This window comes from Bradyrhizobium sp. GW821-FHT13H06, from assembly GCF_058803975.1.
Genome location: NZ_JBXAPN010000003.1, coordinates 191,561 through 209,951, shown reverse-complemented (window position 1 = coordinate 209,951; position 18,391 = coordinate 191,561). Strand labels below are relative to the sequence as shown.

Annotated in this window: 17 protein-coding genes; 2 read left to right on the top strand and 15 right to left on the bottom strand. The window is 65.7% G+C overall.

Annotated elements, in window-relative coordinates:
• Both truB and rbfA read right to left on the bottom strand, forming a co-directional pair.
• Complete coding sequence (gene truB / locus AC1RQP_RS13405; RefSeq protein WP_247799917.1) at nt 1-1,119, bottom strand: tRNA pseudouridine(55) synthase TruB; 1,119 nt, start codon at nt 1,117-1,119, stop codon at nt 1-3.
• The gene (rbfA, locus tag AC1RQP_RS13400) at nt 1,116-1,505 is read right to left on the bottom strand and encodes a 30S ribosome-binding factor RbfA (protein ID WP_492937848.1); all 390 of its coding nucleotides are present in this window, start codon (nt 1,503-1,505) and stop codon (nt 1,116-1,118) included. The genes truB and rbfA overlap by 4 nt, the downstream gene beginning before the upstream one ends.
• Between rbfA and AC1RQP_RS13395 the strand changes: the two genes are divergently transcribed.
• On the top strand, nt 1,422-1,706 hold the full coding sequence (locus AC1RQP_RS13395; RefSeq protein ID WP_492937881.1) for a hypothetical protein: 285 nt from the start codon (nt 1,422-1,424) through the stop codon (nt 1,704-1,706). The genes rbfA and AC1RQP_RS13395 overlap by 84 nt on opposite strands.
• Before the next feature lie 9 nt (nt 1,707-1,715).
• On the opposite strand, the gene infB is transcribed toward AC1RQP_RS13395, so the two are convergent.
• From infB to rimP, 4 genes are all read right to left on the bottom strand, one after another.
• A complete protein-coding gene (infB, locus tag AC1RQP_RS13390) occupies nt 1,716-4,424 on the bottom strand; it encodes a translation initiation factor IF-2 (RefSeq protein ID WP_492937335.1) in 2,709 nt (902 codons plus the stop codon).
• Nucleotides 4,425-4,494: 70 nt separating this feature from the next.
• The gene (locus AC1RQP_RS13385; protein ID WP_197965332.1) at nt 4,495-5,178 is read right to left on the bottom strand and encodes an RNA-binding protein; all 684 of its coding nucleotides are present in this window, start codon (nt 5,176-5,178) and stop codon (nt 4,495-4,497) included.
• A gap of 23 nt (nt 5,179-5,201) precedes the next feature.
• Nucleotides 5,202-6,812, bottom strand: a complete 1,611-nt coding sequence (gene nusA, locus AC1RQP_RS13380) for a transcription termination factor NusA (RefSeq protein WP_239628409.1) — start codon at nt 6,810-6,812, stop codon at nt 5,202-5,204.
• Between the two features lie 2 nt (nt 6,813-6,814).
• Complete coding sequence (gene rimP / locus AC1RQP_RS13375) at nt 6,815-7,570, bottom strand: ribosome maturation factor RimP (RefSeq protein ID WP_239628407.1); 756 nt, start codon at nt 7,568-7,570, stop codon at nt 6,815-6,817.
• 359 nt (nt 7,571-7,929) lie between these two features.
• On the opposite strand from rimP, the gene AC1RQP_RS13370 reads away from it, so the two are divergent.
• Nucleotides 7,930-9,012: a DUF2336 domain-containing protein gene (locus AC1RQP_RS13370; RefSeq protein WP_239628406.1), complete on the top strand. Its 1,083-nt coding sequence runs from the start codon at nt 7,930-7,932 to the stop codon at nt 9,010-9,012.
• A 129-nt stretch (nt 9,013-9,141) separates the two neighbouring features.
• Here AC1RQP_RS13370 and trmB read toward each other — a convergent pair whose 3' ends face one another.
• The 9 genes from trmB to AC1RQP_RS13325 all read right to left on the bottom strand — a co-directional run bounded on the left by trmB (nt 9,142) and on the right by AC1RQP_RS13325 (nt 18,341).
• On the bottom strand, nt 9,142-9,852 hold the full coding sequence (gene trmB, locus AC1RQP_RS13365; protein WP_492937334.1) for a tRNA (guanosine(46)-N7)-methyltransferase TrmB: 711 nt from the start codon (nt 9,850-9,852) through the stop codon (nt 9,142-9,144).
• Entirely contained in the window at nt 9,849-11,006 is a 1,158-nt protein-coding gene (locus AC1RQP_RS13360) for a M20 family metallopeptidase (protein ID WP_239628402.1), read from the bottom strand. Before AC1RQP_RS13360 ends, trmB begins: the two co-directional genes overlap by 4 nt.
• An 86-nt stretch (nt 11,007-11,092) precedes the next feature.
• Entirely contained in the window at nt 11,093-11,506 is a 414-nt protein-coding gene (locus tag AC1RQP_RS13355) for a helix-turn-helix domain-containing protein (RefSeq protein ID WP_007603895.1), read from the bottom strand.
• A 219-nt stretch (nt 11,507-11,725) separates the two neighbouring features.
• A complete protein-coding gene (lnt, locus tag AC1RQP_RS13350) occupies nt 11,726-13,339 on the bottom strand; it encodes an apolipoprotein N-acyltransferase (RefSeq protein ID WP_239628400.1) in 1,614 nt (537 codons plus the stop codon).
• On the bottom strand, nt 13,336-14,454 hold the full coding sequence (locus AC1RQP_RS13345) for a hemolysin family protein (RefSeq protein WP_239628398.1): 1,119 nt from the start codon (nt 14,452-14,454) through the stop codon (nt 13,336-13,338). Before AC1RQP_RS13345 ends, lnt begins: the two co-directional genes overlap by 4 nt.
• A gap of 1 nt (nt 14,455) precedes the next feature.
• Nucleotides 14,456-14,965, bottom strand: a complete 510-nt coding sequence (ybeY, locus tag AC1RQP_RS13340; protein WP_194390553.1) for an rRNA maturation RNase YbeY — start codon at nt 14,963-14,965, stop codon at nt 14,456-14,458.
• A 58-nt stretch (nt 14,966-15,023) separates the two neighbouring features.
• Complete coding sequence (locus AC1RQP_RS13335) at nt 15,024-16,019, bottom strand: PhoH family protein (protein ID WP_239628396.1); 996 nt, start codon at nt 16,017-16,019, stop codon at nt 15,024-15,026.
• Between the two features lie 64 nt (nt 16,020-16,083).
• Nucleotides 16,084-17,478: a tRNA (N6-isopentenyl adenosine(37)-C2)-methylthiotransferase MiaB gene (gene miaB / locus AC1RQP_RS13330; RefSeq protein WP_492937332.1), complete on the bottom strand. Its 1,395-nt coding sequence runs from the start codon at nt 17,476-17,478 to the stop codon at nt 16,084-16,086.
• Nucleotides 17,479-17,660: 182 nt separating this feature from the next.
• Entirely contained in the window at nt 17,661-18,341 is a 681-nt protein-coding gene (locus tag AC1RQP_RS13325) for an HAD family hydrolase (RefSeq protein WP_492937331.1), read from the bottom strand.
• Nucleotides 18,342-18,391: the final 50 nt, after the last annotated feature.

Sequence of the window (18,391 nt, the reverse complement as noted above, 5' to 3'; positions counted from 1 at the left end):
TCAATTTCTCTCGTTGCGACCGGAGCTGGCAGTCAGGCCGGTCAGGTTGAACACACGCTTGGGGATGATTTCGCCATTGCCGACTTCAGCAAGCGCGAGAAGCCGGCCTGCCACCGTGACATAGACTGTGCCGCTACAAGTGGGCGCATCCCGTCCGCGCAACAAAACGGCTTGGCCCCGATGGAGCCTTGCCGCATCAGCCCGAGTGACGGCCAGTGCCGGGATGTCGTCCAGCGCGGTCTCAACGGGCAAAAGCGCGTCGGCGAGGCTTCCCTCGCCGGACGCGGCTCTATCGCACAAAGCCTCCAACTGATCCAGCGGAATCATGTCGTTTTCGCCGAACGGGCCGACCAGGGTCCGCCTGAGGGCGCAGATATGGCCATAAGTGCCGAGAATCCGGCCCATATCGCGGGCCAGGGCGCGGACATAGGTGCCCTTGCCGCACTCGGCCTCGAATACGGCTCGGTCCTTATCCGGTTGATCTACAAGGGTTAAATGGTGAATCTCGACCGGCCGGGGGGCCAGTTCCACGACCTCGCCGTCGCGGGCGAGGTCATAGGCGCGCTCGCCCTGGATCTTGATCGCGGAGTAGCGCGGCGGGATCTGCTCGATCACCCCGGTGAAGCGGGGCAGAAGAGCCAGGATCGCCTCCCGGGTCGGGCGCTGGTCGGAGGTCGCGGTCACCCGGCCCTCGATGTCGTCGGTGTCGCGCTCCTCGCCCCAGCAGACCGTGAACTGGTAGCGCTTGCGGCCGTCCATCACGAAGGGAACGGTCTTGGTGGCTTCGCCGAGTGCGATCGGCAGCCCGCCGGAGGCGAGCGGATCGAGCGTACCGGCGTGGCCGGCGCGCTTGGCGTTGAACAGGCGCTTGAGCACCGCAACCGCCTGCGTCGAGGTCATGCCGATCGGCTTGTCGAGCACGACCCAGCCATGGACGTCGCGGCGGTCCCGGCGCGGCTGGTTGCCCTTCTGCTGCTTGGCGCGCGGATCGTTGTTGACGCGGCGCGGCTCCTGATGCGGCCGGGCATCGCCTCCCAGATCCGCGAAATTATTCTTCTGCACCTCGCGCTGATCGGCATCGTTGCCGCCGATGGTGCCGTGAGCCGGGTCCATGGTCATTGTTCTTCTTCCCGATCCGAAGCCGGATTCTGTTCCAGATCCTTGTCCAAGTCCTTCTGCACCGCAGGTGTTCGCAAAAGCTTCTCGATCCGTTCCGCTTCGTCGAATCGCTCGTCGACGCGGAAGCGAATGTCAGGTGCAAATTTCAGGTTAACGCGCCGCGCGACCTCGCCGCGCAGGAATTTCTTGTTGCGCTCGAGCGCCGCGATCACGATCTCGGTGTCGCGGCCACCGAGCGGCATCACGTAGACCGTCGCGAGCTTCAGGTCGGGCGACATCCGCACCTCCGGCACGGTGATGATGTGACCTTCGAGATCCGCATCATGCACGTTGCCTTGCGCCAGAATGTCGGCCATCGCGTGGCGAACCTGCTCGCCGACGCGCAACTGTCGCTGCGAGCCTCCGCCGGGCGCGGAACTTTTCTTCTGATGGTGGCGTGGCATTCTCGAAAATCACCTCGTCATGCCCGTGCTTGGGACACGGGCATTGTCGTTTTCCTGTTGAAACGAAGAGGGGTGGATGGCCGGAAAAATCCGGCCATCGCACTCCCGCAATTTCAGTTCAAAAAGATCCGAACGCTTCGGTAAGATTTGGACTTACAGGGAGCGCTGAATCGTCTCCACGCGATAGCACTCGATCACGTCACCGGCGCGCATGTCGTGATAGCTCTCGAAGGCCATGCCGCATTCCTGACCCGACTGGACTTCCTTCACTTCGTCCTTGAAGCGCTTCAGCGTCGACAGCTTGCCTTCGTGCACCACGACGTTGTCGCGGATCAGGCGCACATTGGCGCCGCGTTCCACGGTGCCGTCGGTGACGCGGCAGCCGGCGACCTTGCCGACCTTGGAGATGTTGAAGATCTCCAGGATCTCGGCATTGCCCAGCATGGTTTCGCGCAAGGTCGGCGCGAGCAGACCGCTCATCGCCTTCTTCACGTCGTCCACGAGGTCGTAGATGATGTTGTAGTAACGGATCTCGATGCCGTTGCGCTTGGCGGCCGCAGCGGCTTCCTTGTTGGCTCGGACCGAGAAGCCGATGATCGCGGCGTTGAAGCCTTCCGCGAGCGTCACGTCGGATTCAGAGATGCCGCCGACGCCGGCATGCAGGATGCGGGCTGCGACCTCGTCGGTGCCGAGCTTCTCCAGCGAGCCGAGGATCGCTTCCAGCGAGCCCTGCACGTCGGCCTTGACGATCAGCGGGAATTCCTTGCGGCCCGCCGTCTTCAATTGCGACATCATCTGCTCGAGCGAGCCGCGCATGCCGGAGATCGAAGCTGCCGCGTTCTCGCGCTTCTGGTGCGCACGGTAGCTGGTGACCTGACGGGCGCGGGCTTCGTTCTCGACCACCGCGAGACGATCGCCGGCCTCGGGCGGACCGTTGAAGCCGAGCACTTCGACCGGTACCGAGGGACCGGCCTCCTGCACCGTCTCGCCCTGATCCGAGATCAAGGCGCGGACACGGCCCATTTCGGCACCGGCGACGATGATGTCGCCGACGCGGAGCGTGCCGCGCTGCACCAGCACGGTCGCAACCGGACCACGGCCGCGATCGAGCTTGGCCTCGATCACGGTGCCCTCGGCCGGACGCTGCGAATTGGTCTTCAGGTCGAGGATTTCGGCCTGGAGCGCGATCATTTCGAGCAGCTTGTCGAGATTGGTCTTGTTCTTGGCGGACACCTCGACGTCGACGACCTCGCCGCCGAAGGATTCCACCTGCACCTCGTGCTGAAGCAGCTCGGTGCGCACGCGCTCGGGCTTGGCGTCGGGCTTGTCGATCTTGTTGATGGCAACGATGATCGGCACTCGCGCCGCCTTGGCGTGGTTGATGGCCTCGACCGTCTGCGGCATCACGCCGTCATCGGCCGCGACCACCAGCACGACGATGTCGGTGACCTTGGCGCCGCGGGCGCGCATCGCGGTGAACGCGGCGTGGCCGGGCGTATCGATGAAGGTGATCTTCTTGCCGCTTTCGGGCGACACCACCTGATAGGCGCCGATGTGCTGGGTGATGCCGCCGGCCTCGCCGGAGACGACGTTGGCGTGACGGAGTGCGTCGAGCAGCGAAGTCTTGCCGTGATCGACGTGACCCATCACGGTCACGACGGGCGAGCGCGTTTCGGTATCGGTGGAATCGTCGACGGTGTCGAACAGGCCTTCCTCGACGTCCGACGCGGCAACGCGTTTGACGGTGTGGCCCAGTTCTTCGGCGATCAGCTGCGCGGTGTCGGCGTCGATCACGTCGGTGATCTTGTGCATCGCGCCCTGCTTCATCAGCATGCGGATGACGTCGACCGCGCGCTCGGCCATGCGGTTGGCGAGCTCCTGGATGGTGATCGCTTCCGGAATGACCACCTCGCGGATGAGCTTTTCCTTCGGCTCGTTCGAGGCGTGGCCCTTCAGGCGCTGGGTGCGGCGGCGGAACGAGGCGATCGAGCGCTCGCGCACCTCGTCGGCGTTGAGCGCGGTGACCACGGTGAGGCGGCCGCGCTCCTTCTGCGGGCCGGGCTTGTGGGTGGTCTTCGGGGGAGGCGCGGGACGCGCGGCGCCGCCGGGACCGCGACGGATCTGGCGCGGAGCTTCGTCCTCATCAGGCTCGGCTGCAACTGCGGGGCCGCGACCTGCCGGTGCACCCGGGCGCTGCGCGGTCGTCGTTGCGGGACGCGCCGTCGTGGTTCCCGGGCGGGTCGTGGTGGTTCCGGGCCGGGCCGCGGGGGCGCCGGGCCGCGGCGCAGGCGCGGCCGGTGCGGCGGTTGCGGGGCGCGCGGCCGCTGCGGCCTGCTCGCCTTCGCCAAAACGCTTCTTGGCTTCGGTCTCGGCCTTCCGCTTGGCTTCGTCCTCGTGGCGATGGCGCTCGTCCTCGGCCTTGCGGCGGGCTTCGGCGGCTTCGCGCTCGGCGCGTTCGGCGGCCTCGCGGACGGCGCGGCGCTGGGCCTCTTCCTCGGCCTGGCGGCGTTCTTCGACTTCGCGCAGCTTGGCATCGGCCAGCGCGCTGGCGCGGGCCGAACGTTCGTCCTCGGTCAGGGTACGCAGCACCACGCCGGAACCGGCGTTGCGAGGCGGGGCGGGCGGAGCCGGGCGCGACGGCGCAGCGGGTGCCGCCGGCGCCGGCTTTGCGGCCACCTCAGGCGCGTGCGGCTCGGGGCCATCGCCAATGCGGCGCTTGCCGCGCTTCTCGACCACGACCTGCTTGCTGCGGCCATGGCTGAAGCTCTGGCGCACGGTCCCCGTTTCGACGCGCGGCTTGAGCGATAGCGTCTTGCTCGGAACGCTCAGCTTCTTGTCGCCAGGGGTCTTGGTATCAACCATTCAGCAGTCCTAATCCTGATTTATCAGTGTTGTGCGTTGCCGCACCGTCCAATTGGGTCGTCGTTGTCTCTCAGAAATCCTGGCCGTGCTTTTCGGCAGTCTTGTCATCGTCCGCCATCCGGTATCGGACCAGCATCTGGCTACGTGACAGGAATGACCTGCTCGCCGGGCCCGCGAGCAGCGCAGCATGTATCACATTTGACCGGGTGAGTGCCAAATCCAATTCTACCGATTTCAGTGCGGTGACGACGGGAATCTGCGGCTCAGCGCCGCGATTTCCGGCATTTTGACGTGCCAGCATGTCCAATTTGCGGATTCCGTCCGCGGCCCCGTCGCTGGCATGGATCAGGACCTCGACCGTGCCCTCCCGAAGGGCGCTCTCGACCTTGCCGAAGCCGGCCACGACCTGGCCCGCCTTGGCGGCGATCCCAAGGGCTTCCGTCACGCTCCGAACCAGGAGCGCCTCGATGTCGGTGGGAAGCGTCTGAGGGATGCGCAGATCGCGCTTGAAGGCCTTGCTAAATTGGTGACGCCGCACGGCTTCCGCAACCACCTTGCGTGAGGCGGTGATCCACATGCCGCGTCCGGGCAGCTTGCGCTTGAGATCGGGAACCACCTCGCCTTGCGGCGATACGACGAAGCGGATCAGCTCGTCGATCGGCCGGACCTCGCGACTGACCGCGCACATGCGCATGGTCGCGGACCTTTCGGTCCGCGGCCCATGGTCGAGTTCGCTGTCAATGCTGGCGAGCATCCGGATGACATCCTCCCTGGCCCTTACGCCGGCTGGTCTTCGGTCGCCGCAGCCTCTTCGGCAGGCTTGGCGATATCGGCTTCGGTGATCCAGCCGGCCTTGACGCGGGCCTGCATGATCATCGCTTCGGCATCGTCACGGGAAATGTCGATGCCATCGAGCGCACCGGCGTGCTTGGTCGGCTCGCTGCCTTCCTTGCGCTCGGTCCAGCCGACCAGATCGTCGGTGGCGCAGCCGGCGAGGTCGTCGACCGTCTTGATGTCGTTCTCGCCGAACTTCACCAGCATCTTCGAGGTCACGCCGGGCACGTCCTTGAGCGCGTCCTCGACACCGAGCTCCTTGCGCCTGGCCTCGAGCTCGGCTTCCTGCTGCTCCAGATATTCGCGGGCGCGGTTCTGGAGCTCTTGCGCGGTCTCCTCGTCAAAGCCTTCGATGCCGGCGAGTTCCTTGACGTCCACCATCGCGAGTTCCTCGACCGAGGTGAAGCCTTCGGACGCCAGCAGCTGGCCGACCACTTCGTCGACGTTGAGCGATTCCATGAAGACGCGAGTGGAGTTCTCGAAGTCGGCCTGGCGGCGCTCCGATTCCTCCTGCTCGGTCAGGATGTCGATGTCCCAGCCGGTGAGCTGCGAGGCCAGACGCACGTTCTGGCCGCGGCGGCCGATCGCCAGCGAGAGCTGGTTGTTGGTGTCGGGCACCACGACCTCGATGCGCTCGCGGTCCTCGTCGATGACGACCTTGGAGACTTCGGCCGGCGCCAGCGCGTTGACCACGAAGGTCGCGATGTCGGGCGACCAGGGGATGATGTCGATCTTCTCGCCCTGCAGTTCGTTCACCACGGCCTGCACGCGCGAGCCGCGCATGCCGACGCAGGCGCCGACCGGATCGACCGAGGAATCGCGGGAAATCACGCCGATTTTCGCGCGCGAGCCGGGATCGCGGGCCACCGCCTTGATCTCGACGATGCCGTCATAGATCTCAGGCACTTCCTGCGCGAACAGTTTCGCCATGAATTGCGGATGAGTGCGGGAGAGGAAGATCTGTGGGCCTCTCGTCTCGCGGCGGACGTCGAAGATGTAGGCGCGGACGCGGTCGCCGTTGCGGAACACTTCGCGCGGCAACATCTCGTCGCGGCGGATGATGGCCTCGCCACGGCCGAGATCGACGATCACGCTGCCATATTCGACGCGCTTGACGACGCCATTGACGATATCGCCGATGCGGTCCTTGAATTCCTGGTATTGCCGGTCGCGCTCGGCCTCGCGCACCTTCTGCACGATCACCTGCTTGGCCGATTGCGCGGCGATGCGGCCATATTCCAGCGGCGGCAGGGTGTCGGCGATGGTGTCGCCGACCTGGGCACCGGGATTGGCGCGCTGCGCGTCCACCAGCGAGATCTGGTTGGCATGGTTTTCGACCTTGTCGACCACCAGCATGTGGCGCGACAGCCGCAGCTCACCCTTTTTCGGGTCGATCTCGGCATGAACGTCAGTTTCGCTGCCGTAACGGGCCCGCGCCGCCTTGGCGATGGCGTCCTCCATCGCGGCGATGACGATGCCGCGGTCGATCGATTTCTCGCGTGCAACGGCGTCCGCGATTTGAAGCAATTCAAGTCGGTTGGCGCTGACTGCCATGGCTAGTCTCCTTGGTCAGGCTCGATCTCGCCCCGCCGCGCGCGTTCGGCGGCCAGGCGATGTTTCTTCGTATTGGTCGGAGCCGGCTTCTTCTTCGGCTTGGTGTTCTTGGTGATTCTTTCACTGATCTTCGCGTGCGGCGCCTGCGGCGGCTCGAGACCGAGATTGCGGCGCATCTCGCGCGCCTCGGCCTTGCCGCGGCGCATGGATTCGGCGATCAGTTCGTCGGTCAGCACCAGCCGGGCATCGCCGATATCCTCCATGGTCAGGAGAACGTCGACTTCGTCACCTGCCTTGACGTCGTCGCGATGCAGATGCACGCGATCGCCTTCGACAGCACCGAGCGTGCCGCGGAAGCGCTTGCGCCCCTCGTGCGCGACCGCCATCTCGATCTTCACCAGATGCCCGGAATAGCGCTCGAAATCGGAGCGGCGCACCAGCGGGCGGTCGATCCCCGGCGAGGAGATCTCCAGCCGGTAGGCGCGATCGATGGGATCGGCGACGTCGAGCACGGGCGACAATGCCCGCGAGATCGCCTCGCAATCCTCGATCTGCATCGAGCCGTCCGGTCGCTCGGCCATGATCTGAACGGTGCAGCCGGCTTCCCCGGAAATGCGGATCCGCACCAGGCGATAGCCCATGCCCTGGAGCACGGGAGCAGCCACCGCGGACACCCGTGCCGCGACGCCCGGCTCGACCACGAGCCGCGGCTCGGCCAGCAATTCGGCATCCGTGGAACCAGGGTTCGGCTCGGTCATGTCCAGGGTCAGGGCGCTCGATGGTTAAGGCTTGGTTACGACTTCAAAGCCCGCTTCGGAACTTTCCCGACAGCGCGTTGGGCCGCATCTTCCGCCAAGCCGCGTTCAGGTAATAAAAAAGAGCGGGTCCTTGCGGGCCCACTCTCACTACGCGGATCGTATGAGAAGATGAATTGGCGCTGATATAGCGCTTTCCGCCCTCCCGGACAAGGCCCATCGCAGCGGGAACGGGGCCTTTTTGCGCCGATCTGCGGACCCTGCGCAACGCTTCTTTCATCAAGCAGGCCTAACTTCCGCGATCGTGGGGCGGCTTGAACCAAGGGCGCACCCGCGGCGTGCCCCGTTCGAGTTGCGTTTTCATGACCGTTGCCACGTCGCTCATTCCTGGACTGGACGATATCGTCAAACGCGGCGATCCGCGGCGACGCGGCGAGATCGCGCGGGCCATCGCCCAGTTGTTCTTCCAGGATGCGGAGAAGCTCCGCCCCGAGTTGATCGATCTCTTCGACAATCTGCTGATCGATCTCGTCCCACATGCCGAGCTGTCCTCGCGGGTCGATCTGGCCGAGCGCTTCTCGCGCCTGAACAACGCGCCGCCGCACCTGGTCAATCAGCTCGCGCGCGAAAACGAGATCATGGTGGCCGGTCCCGTGCTGCGCCGCTCGCCCGTGCTCGACGACGCGGCTCTTGCCGAGATCGCGCGCCTGAAAGGCCAGGGCCATCTCCTGGCGATGACGGAGCGCCCAGCCTTGTCTCCCGTCGTCACCGACGTGCTGGTCGAGCGCGGCGATCGCGACGTGGTGCGCCGCGCCGCAGGCAATGCCGGCGCGGTGTTCTCACCAGGCAGCTATTCCGAGATGATCAGGCGCGCGGCCCAGGACGGCGTGCTGACGCTCAGGATCGGCCAGCGCAACGACCTTTCCGGCGAGCACCTGAAACAGCTGCTCGACGGGACGCTCGACGTCATCCGCCGCCGCCTCTCCAGCGTGGTCAATCCCGCGCGCAAGGCCGAGATCAAGCGCGCGATGGCGGCGATCGAGGAGGCGGCGCGCCCGCCGGGGCCGCGCCGCGATTTTTCGGACGCGCAGCGCACGGTGCTCGCCTTGCATCGAGAGGGCCATCTCGGCGAAAGCGCGCTGCTCGGCTTCGCCAAGGCGCACAAATACGAGGAATCGATCGCCTCGCTCTCGGCGATGTCCGGCATTCGCCTCTCGACCCTCGACCGCCTGATCGCTGGCGACCGCTACGATCCGCTTCTGATCCTGGGCCGCGTGCTCAATCTCGGCTGGCCCACGGTGCGTGCGCTCATCCTGCTCTGGTACGGTCCGCAACGCACGCCTGCCGATGCCGACCTCGAGGCCGCGCGCGTGAACTTCACGCGCCTGATGCCGACGACCGCCGAACGCGTCGTGAATTTCTGGCGCAACCGGCGGACGATCTAAAGAACAGGCGTTGTCGTCATAGCCGGGCTTGTCCCGGCCATCCACGTTCTTCGTGCCGTCGAAAGAAAGTACGTGGATGCCCGGGACGAGCCCGGGCATGACGACTGCGGATGTATCGCGTGAAAAAATTCACACCCGCCTGAACCGCAAGTAAGCCGCCTTGCGTCCTTCCCGCGCGGCCTTCCGGCCGTAGCGTGTCATGGTGTAGCCCGGCCATGGCTGGCGGAAATCATCGGCGCGCTCGGCCAGCCAGATGAAGTCCTGCGAGCGCGCAAGATGCGAGAGCGTCCAGGCGCAGTAATCGTCGATGTCGCAGACGAAACGGAACTCGCCGCCGCTTCGGAGCACGCGCGCCATTGCGGCGATCGTCCGGTCCTGGACGAAACGCCGCTTCCAGTGTCGCCGCTTCGGCCAGGGATCGGGGTGGATCAGGTCGATCCGCGACAGCGAATCCTTCGGCAACCAGGCCAGGAGCTCGGCGGCATCGCCCGCGAACAGGCGGATGTTGCCGATGTTGGCGGCCTCGATCTGCGCGAGGATTTTCGCCATGCCGTTGACGTAGGGTTCGCAGCCGATGAAGCCCGTAGCGGGAAAGTTCTGGGCCTCGGCCGCGAGATGCTCGCCGCCGCCGAAGCCGATCTCGAGCCTGACGTCTTCGGCTGCGGGAGCGAAGATCGCGCGGGCATCCGCCGGCGCCTCACCGTCGATGTCGAGGGCAAGATGCGGCAGCAGCTGCTCGATCAGCCCGGCCTGGTGTTGCCTGAGCTTGTGGCCCTTGCGGCGCCCGAAGAAGGCGCGGTCGCTGTCGTCGCGATCGGGGCCTGATTTGCGTTCGCTCATCGCAGCGTCTGATACAGGCGATGGAGCAGTCGCGCGCGCGGCGCGAGCGACGAGACATAGAGCTGCTCATAATGGGTGTGCGCGCCCTTGCCGTCGACGCCGAGCCCGTCGAGCGTCGCGGTGTAGGCAGCGGTGAAATTGCCGTCCGAGCCGCCGCCTGTATGCGTGTCGATCAGCTCGAAGCCGATCTCCGCGGCGAGCGTCCTCGCATGCTCGTACAGCGAGGCGCCCGCATTGCTCTTCTCGTAAGGCGGACGATTGAGCTCGCCGGTGACCGTGACGGTGACGCCGTCCGTCTTCGACGTCAGCCCGAGGATCTTGCCCACGAACTCGTCTGCGTCCTTCAGGCCCGGCACGCGCAGATCGACTTCGGCATAGGCCTCTTCCGGTGTCACGTTGGGGCGCGTGCCTCCGCGCACCACTCCGACATTGACGGTGACGCCGCGCGTCAGATCGTTCATTCCTTCCAGCGCCAGGATGATATTGCCGAGCTCGCGGACGGCGCTGCGGCCGTCTTCGGGCCTGGAGCCGGCATGCGCGGGCACACCCTTGATGAATACCTGGAAGCGCCCGACGCCCTTGCGTCCGGTGACGATCTTGCCGCCGTCGCGCGCCGGCTCGGTCACCAGCACATATTTGGCCTTGCGCCCTTCCTTCTCAATCAGCGCACGCGACGTCGGGCTGCCGATCTCCTCGTCGGAGGTGAACAGGTGCGTGATGCCGAGCGGCGAGCGATCGGCCGTCGCGCAAAGCGCGCGAAAGGCGTGATGGGCGATGTAGGCACCGCCCTTCATGTCGTAGATGCCGGGGCCGAACGCGACGTCGCCTTCAACCTTGAACGGCAGGCGCTCGATGAATCCGATGGGATGAACGGTATCGAGGTGGCTCAGCACCAGAATGCCCGGTCGATCCTGACCCCAATTGGTGCGCGCCACGAGATGATCGCCGCAGCCATCCACGCCGGCGACGCGCTCGAGCGTGACCGGCAGGTCGCGGTACTGCTCCGCGACCAGAGACACCAGCTTGTTGACCTGTTCAGGCGCTTCGGTCGGCGTCTCGATTTCCACCCAGCGGCGGATGCCATCGAGGATGGTTTGGGAATCGAACCAATTGGAGCCGGTCATGAGCGCATCTGTGCCTTTGAATCGCATCATCGAAGCGGGCGCGCAGCAAAGCGCGGTCCTAAATGACGACATAGGCCAGATTTGACGCAGTCTCAAATCGCCATCGAGATGGCGCTTCAGCGCTTGTCGGGGCCTTCGCGGGCCGCAATCTGCTCGACGAGATCGACGATGGAGCGGCGCATCTTCGAATCGGTGATTCGCGTGAACGCCTTGGTCAAGGCGAGCCCTTCGGAGGTCGCGAGAAAGTCCGAGACATAAGAGGGCGAGGCGCCTTCGCTGAAGCCATCCGGACCCGGCACGCCGCTCGGGCCGCCTTCGAACAGGAATGACACCGGCACCTGGAGAATCTCGGCGATCTGCTGGATGCGGCTCGCGCCGACCCGGTTGGTGCCCTTCTCGTATTTCTGGACCTGCTGGAAAGTCAGGCCCAAAGCTTCACCGAGCTTCTCCTGGCTCATGCCCAACATGATGCGGCGCATGCGCACGCGACTGCCGACATATTTGTCAACAGGGTTGGGCGCTTTCGACATTTCCTCAGCCCTCCAAACATCACCTTCGGCGCAATCATCAAGCATGCCTCGGGTGCAGCATCGTCAAAACCAAACCCTGTTATTGGGAAACATTGCGGAGAAATTTAGCAACGCACCTCTGTCTTTCGCAGCTGGTGCAGAATGGGGAGCCCGCGTGCAGTCTGTCAACCGTGGGACTACGGTTGTCAAAGGATTCCGGCCGCCTCGGCGGCGGCGTCATCAGGGCTGACGCTTGGCGACACGCCGGCGGAGCGCCAGGAGCACGGCCACTGCGACGAGCATCGCCGCGGGCGCATCACCCACCCGTGCATAGACGGTCGGCGGGATCGCGGCCGGAAGGTTTGCATCCAAAATGCCTTCGATGCCGAGGCCGAGGCTCGCGACCGTGCGTCCGACCGGATCAATCACTGCGGAGATGCCGGTATTGGCGGAGCGGACCAGCGGCAATCCGAGCTCGATCGCGCGCATCCGCGACTGCTCCAGATGCTGATAGGGGCCGGTCGAGATGCCGAACCAGCCGTCGTTGGTGAGGTTCACGATCCAGCCTGGACGTTCGTTGCGTCCAGCCACTTCACCGGGAAATATGGCTTCGTAGCAGATCAGCGGCAGCGCCGGTTGTGCGCCGGGGACCGGCAGCACATGCCGCACGCTGCCGGCGATGAAGCCGCCGCGCACACGCGTCAGCTGCTCGAAACCTAGCTTCTCCATCAACGCCTGGTAGGGGAGAAATTCTCCGAACGGGACCAAATGCACCTTGTCGTACACAGCGAGCACGCTGCCGTCGTGATCGATCACGTAAATCGAGTTATAGGCGCGCGTGATCGGCGTGCCCCGCGGCAGGTCGGGCGCGCGGACCGAGCCCGTGATCAGCACGGTACCCTTGGGCAGGAGGTCGGCGATTTGCGCCATCGCGTCGGCTTCGCGGGTCAGGAAGAACGGAAAGGCGGATTCCGGCCAGATCAGGATGGTGGCATCGCGTACGCCGGTCGATTGCGGCCCGGAGGCGCGGTCCGACAGCGCAAGGTATTTCTTCATTACCTCCGTCTTCGCGGCGTAGTTGAATTTTGCGTCCTGCTGGAGGTTCGGCTGCATCAGGCGCAGCTTGGCGCCTGACACCATTGTGGTTGGATGCAGCGACAGGCGGATTGCGCCGAAGACGCTCATGACGACCAGAAGCGCGACGGCGGCCGCCGGCACGCGCCACGGCAGGCGGCGATCGGGCGTGCGGTCGATCAGCGTCGCCGGGCTTGCGAAGATCGCAACCGTCAGGAACGTCATGCCCCACAGGCCGATCAGCGACGCCGTCTGGGCCAGCGGCAGCGGCTCGGATAGCGCGTAGCCGAACGCGTTCCAGGGAAAGCCTGTCAGTGCGTGACCGCGCAGCCATTCGCTCATGGTGAGGCTCGCTGCGAGCGCCAGCACGCGCGTGGCGTTCTTGGTCCAGAGCAGGCGCGCCAGCGCAAAGCCCATCGCGGTGAAGATCGACAGATAGGCCGGCAGGCCGAGGACGGCGAACGGCGTCAGCCAGGCGAACACGTCGGCGTCGACAAAGAAGGCGTAGCCGATCCAGTAGAGGCCGGGCACGAAATAGCCGAGCCCGAACCAGTAGCCGGTCAGCGCAGCGGCGGGGACGCCGCCATAGCGGCCGGCGCCGGCGCCGTCGATCAGCCAGACCAGCACCGGGAAGGTTACGAACAGCACCGGGAAGAGGTTGAACGGCGCCAGTGCCAGCACCGACAGCGCCCCGGCCGCCATGGCGATGACGGCGCGCTTCCATCCCCAGGTGAGAATGATGGCAAGCGCAATCTGCCGGAGTCGCTGTGATGGACTCACTGCGGGCCGGTCCCGTCGCTCGGTGGCGGCGTGGGCGTGTCGCTGGCCGATGGCTGTCCGCTCTCCGGCGTGGCCTCGCGGCGCCGGCTCTCGCGCTGGGTGCGCGGCGCGGGGCGCTCCTTCCGTGTCGAGATGCGCAGCCGCTTGACCCGGCGCGGATCGGCGTCGAGCACCTCGACCTCGTAGGTGCCCGGACCCGAGATCACCTCGCCGCGCACCGGCAGGCGTCCGACGAAGCTGACGAGATAGCCGCCCAGCGTCTCCACCTCCTCGCCGGCTTCGCCGGTGACGAAATCCTCGCCGATCACCGAGCGGACGTCGTCGAGGCTGGCGCGGGCGTCGGCGATGAAGGCGTTGTCGGGCAGGCGCACGATCGAGGGTGGCTCGTCGCTGTCGTGCTCGTCGTCGATTTCGCCGACGATCTGCTCGACGATGTCCTCGATCGAGACCAGGCCGTCGCTGCCGCCATATTCGTCGACCACCAGAGCTAGATGGATGCGCGTGGCCTGCATCTGCGCGAGCAGGTCGATCGCCCGCATCGACGGCGGCACGTAGAGCAGCTTGCGGATGATGTGCGCATCATGAAGCGGCAGCGCGAGATCGACGGCGCGCAGGTCGAGCCCGGCCGGCAACGGCTTCTTGCGCTTGGTCTTGGTGGCTTCCGATACGCGGGCGCGGGCGGTCATGAAGGCGAGCAGGTCGCGGATATGGACGATGCCGACGGGATCGTCGAGCGTCTCGTTGAAGACCACGAGGCGGGAATGACCGGCACTCTCGAACCGGTCCATCAATTCGCCGAGCGGGATGTCGCGCTTCACTGCGATGATGTCGGCGCGATGCACCATGACGTCGGCGATACGGCGCTCGTGCAGGCCGAGAATGTTGCGCAGCATGGTGCGCTCGACCGCGGAGAAGCCGGTGTCGTCGGGCGTCGATGCATCGAGCACGACCTGGAGGTCGTGGCGGACCGACCCCGCCTTCCAGCCGAACAGCGTCCGGATGGCGCGCAGGAGCCAGCCTTCGGCGGCCGGGCGCAGCACCTCGCCATGGGCCACAACGGCGGGCAGATTGCGCGTGTTGCGCGGGTTGTCCTGGATTGGATCGGAATCCGGCATCTCAGTGCGCCCCGGCGCGGTCGGCATAGGGATCGGGGATGCCGAGATGCGCCAGGATCTGCGTCTCCAGCGCTTCCATCTCCTCGGCGTCGCCGTCGTCCTCGTGATCGTAGCCGATCAGATGCAGGAAGCCGTGCACGGCGAGGTGGCTCAAATGGTGCTCGAACGGCTTGTGTTCCTCGTCCGCCTCGCGCCGCATTGTCTCGTAGGCGATCGCGATGTCGCCGAGCATGCGCGGCGCATCGCCCGGCTTCCACCCGCCCTCCGGCTGGAGCGCGGGGAACGACAGCACGTTGGTCGGCTTGTCGATGCCGCGCCAGTTGCTGTTGAGCGTGCGGATGCCGGCGTCATCGGTCAGCATCACAGCCACTTCCGCGTCGGCAACGTCTTCGTCGACGCTCTCGGCGGCGGCCGCCACGGCGCGCTGGATCACGGCTTCGGAATCAGGCTCGCGCTGCCAGCAATCGGCGACGACGAGGACCTCGGTCATGGGAAGGTTGGAATGGGACATTGTGTTGTCTGGGACGAAAGGCGCGGTGTTCGCACCTTCTCCGTCCGGTGTTGCCTCGTCAGGATTGACCGGTGGCCGGCCGCTGCGGCGGCCCTTCGTAGGCGGCGACGATCCGCGCCACGAGTTCGTGGCGGATCACGTCCTCGGCCTTGAAATGAACCTGGGCAATTCCCTCGACGCCGCCCAGGAGGCGGGTCGCCTCGGCCAGGCCCGAGGTCTGGCCGTTCGGCAAGTCGATCTGCGAGGGATCGCCCGTCACGATCATGCGGCTGTTCTCGCCGAGACGCGTCAGGAACATCTTCATCTGCATCGACGTGGTGTTCTGGGCCTCGTCCAGGATGATGGCGGCGTTGGTGAGCGTGCGGCCGCGCATGAAGGCGAGCGGCGCGATCTCGATCTCGCCGGTCTGGAGGGCACGCTCGACGATGCGCGCATCCATGAGGTCGTAGAGTGCATCGTAGATCGGCCGCAGATAAGGATCGACCTTCTCGCGGAGATCGCCGGGCAGGAAGCCGAGTCGCTCGCCGGCTTCCACCGCCGGGCGCGACAGGATGATGCGATCGACCTCCTTGCGCTCGAACAGCTGGGCGGCATGGGCGACGGCGAGCCAGGTCTTGCCGGTGCCGGCGGGGCCGACGCCGAACACCAGCTCGTGCCGCTTCAGCGCGCGGATGTAGGAGTCCTGCGCGGCCGTGCGCGCGCGCACCGGGCGCTTGCGCAAGTTGATGCTGTCGAAGGTCGATTTGGCCGATTTGGCGTCGAACTCGAACAGCGAGCCCTGCGCGATCACGGCGCGGATCGCGCCTTCGACCTCACCCTGGTCGAGATCCTGTCCCTTCACGGCCTGCGTGTAGAGCATCTCCAGCACGCGCCGCGCGGCGTCGCAGCCGTCGCGGCTGCCGCCGATGGTGATGTGGTTGCCCTTGGAATCGACGACGACGCCGAGCCGCCGCTCGATCTGCGCCAGGTGCTGGCCGTAGGGGCCGACCAGCGCGGAAGCGGCGCGGTTGTCGTCGAAGTCGATGACGACCTGGGTCTCGGGCGGAACTTGCATGTCGCGGTCAAATTTGCGGCTGGGAGCGAACGAAGACGAATCCGATGCGCTTTTGGGCAAGGGTTCAGGCTCCAGTGGCTTGCGATAAAGCGGGCTCGCGCGCGCCATGCGGCGTCACGAGTTCGCCGAGAAAGCTGTAGCGTTCGAGGCTGTCGATGCGGATCGGCAGGATTTGTCCGATGATGTCGGGCGAGGCCATCACATGGGCGGGTTGGAGGTACGCGGTGCGGCCGACGATCTGGCCCTCCTTGCGCGCCGGACGCTCGAACAGCACATCGACCGTTGAGCCAATCGCAGCCTTGTTGAAGGCCGATTGCTGGCTGTCGATCAGTTCCTGGAGCCGCTCCAATCGTTGGTCCATCTCGGCGGGGGACACCGTCTCCTGCATGTCCGCGGCCGGCGTTCCCGGCCGGGCGGAGTATTTGAACGAATAAGCCGCAGCGTAACCGATTTGCGTGACAAGCGCGAGGGTGGCGAGAAAATCTTGCTCGCTTTCGCCCGGGAAGCCGACGATGAAATCTGATGAAAAAGCAATGTCTTGGCGGGCGGCGCGGAAACGGTCGATGACCCCAAGGTAATCATCGGCGGTATGTTTCCGGTTCATGGCGGCCAGAATCCGGTCCGAGCCCGATTGCACCGGCAGGTGCACGAACGGCATCAGGGCACCGAGATCGCGATGGGCTGCAATCAGGCTGTCGTCGACATCGCGCGGATGACTGGTCGAATAGCGCAGCCGCGCGATGCCGGGAATCTTCGCCAGATGCTCGAGCAGCCGGCCGAGCGGCCAGCTCGTCCCGTCCGGCCCATCGCCGTGATAGGCATTGACGTTCTGCCCGATCAGCGTGAGCTCGCGCACGCCGTTGTCGGCGAGCCGCTTCACGTCATCGACGATCTTCGCTACCGGCCGCGAGACTTCGGCGCCGCGCGTGTACGGCACGACGCAGAAAGTGCAGAACTTGTCACAGCCTTCCTGCACCGTGACGAAGGCGGAAATGCCGCGCGCGCGGATCGCATCGGGCTTCGGGTGCGCCAGGAAGCCGAACTTGTCGGCCGCGGGAAACTCGGTCTCGATCGCGCGGCCTTCGTCGCCGGCGCGTTTCAAGAGCTCCGGCAGATGATGATAGCTCTGCGGGCCGACGACGACGTCGACCACAGGTGCCCGGCGCACGATCTCCTCGCCCTCGGCCTGTGCCACGCAGCCCGCGACCGCGATCTGCATCGCGCGGCCCCCACGCGCGGCCTCGTCCTTGGCGACGCGCAGCCGGCCGAGCTCTGAATAGACCTTTTCCGAGGCCTTCTCGCGGATGTGGCAGGTGTTGAGGATGACGAGGTCGGCGTCCTCAGCGCTGGCCGTCTCCACGAATCCTTCCGGAGCCAGCGTATCCACCATGCGCTGGGCATCGTAGACGTTCATCTGGCAGCCATATGATTTGATGTGCAGCTTGCGCGGCGGCGTCATGGAACCCGAAAATGGCGGTGGAGGACGGCCCTCAGATATAGGCTGGAGGAGCGAAAATCCAGCGAATGGGGGCCGAGACGGTCATTCCGGGGCGCTCGCAGCGCGAGCGAACCCGGAATCTAGAGGTTTTGGCCGTGATTCCGGGTTCGATGCTGCGCATCGCCCCGGAATGACGGCGATAATCAGCCGGCCAGGGCCTTCGCCTCGACCCGCCGGAGCAACTCCGGGAGCTGGTGCATATCGGCAAAGGTTAGATCGGCGCCAGCCTGCCGCAGGGTCTCGGCATGGCCGTCCCCGCAATGGCTGCCTCCGTAAAAGCCGAACACGGTCATTCCCGCCGCCCGCGCGCCGGCAATGCCGGCCAGGCTGTCCTCGATCACGACACAGCGCTCGGGTGGCACGCCCATTTCGCTTGCCGCGAACAGGAACAGGTCCGGTGCCGGCTTGCCGTTCTTCACCTGCGAGGCCGAGAAGATGTTCGGTGCCAGGCGCTCGTAGAGCCCGGTGCTTCCCAAGCTCACGCGCATGCGCTGATGCGAGCCGCTCGAGGCGACGCAGACGCGCTGAGTGACGACATCGAGCACGTCGTGGATGCCGCGGATCGCTTCCAGGTCGGCCTCGAACGACCGGAACAGCTCATCCTGCAGGTCGCCATGATAGGCCTCGGGGAGCTTGCGGCCGAGTTCGGCCTCGATCTCGAGATTGGCCTGCCGGGTCGAGCGGCCGAGGAAGCGCTCGAACACCTGCTCCGACGTGATCGGATATCCGTGCCGCGTCAGCACGTCCGCATGCGCGCGGCAGGAGATCACCTCGCTGTCCACGAGCACGCCATCGCAATCGAAGATGATGAGGTCGATGGGCATTCAGTGTGTAACTTGGTTATGGCATTCTGGCGCAGGGCGCGCGGTGCCAC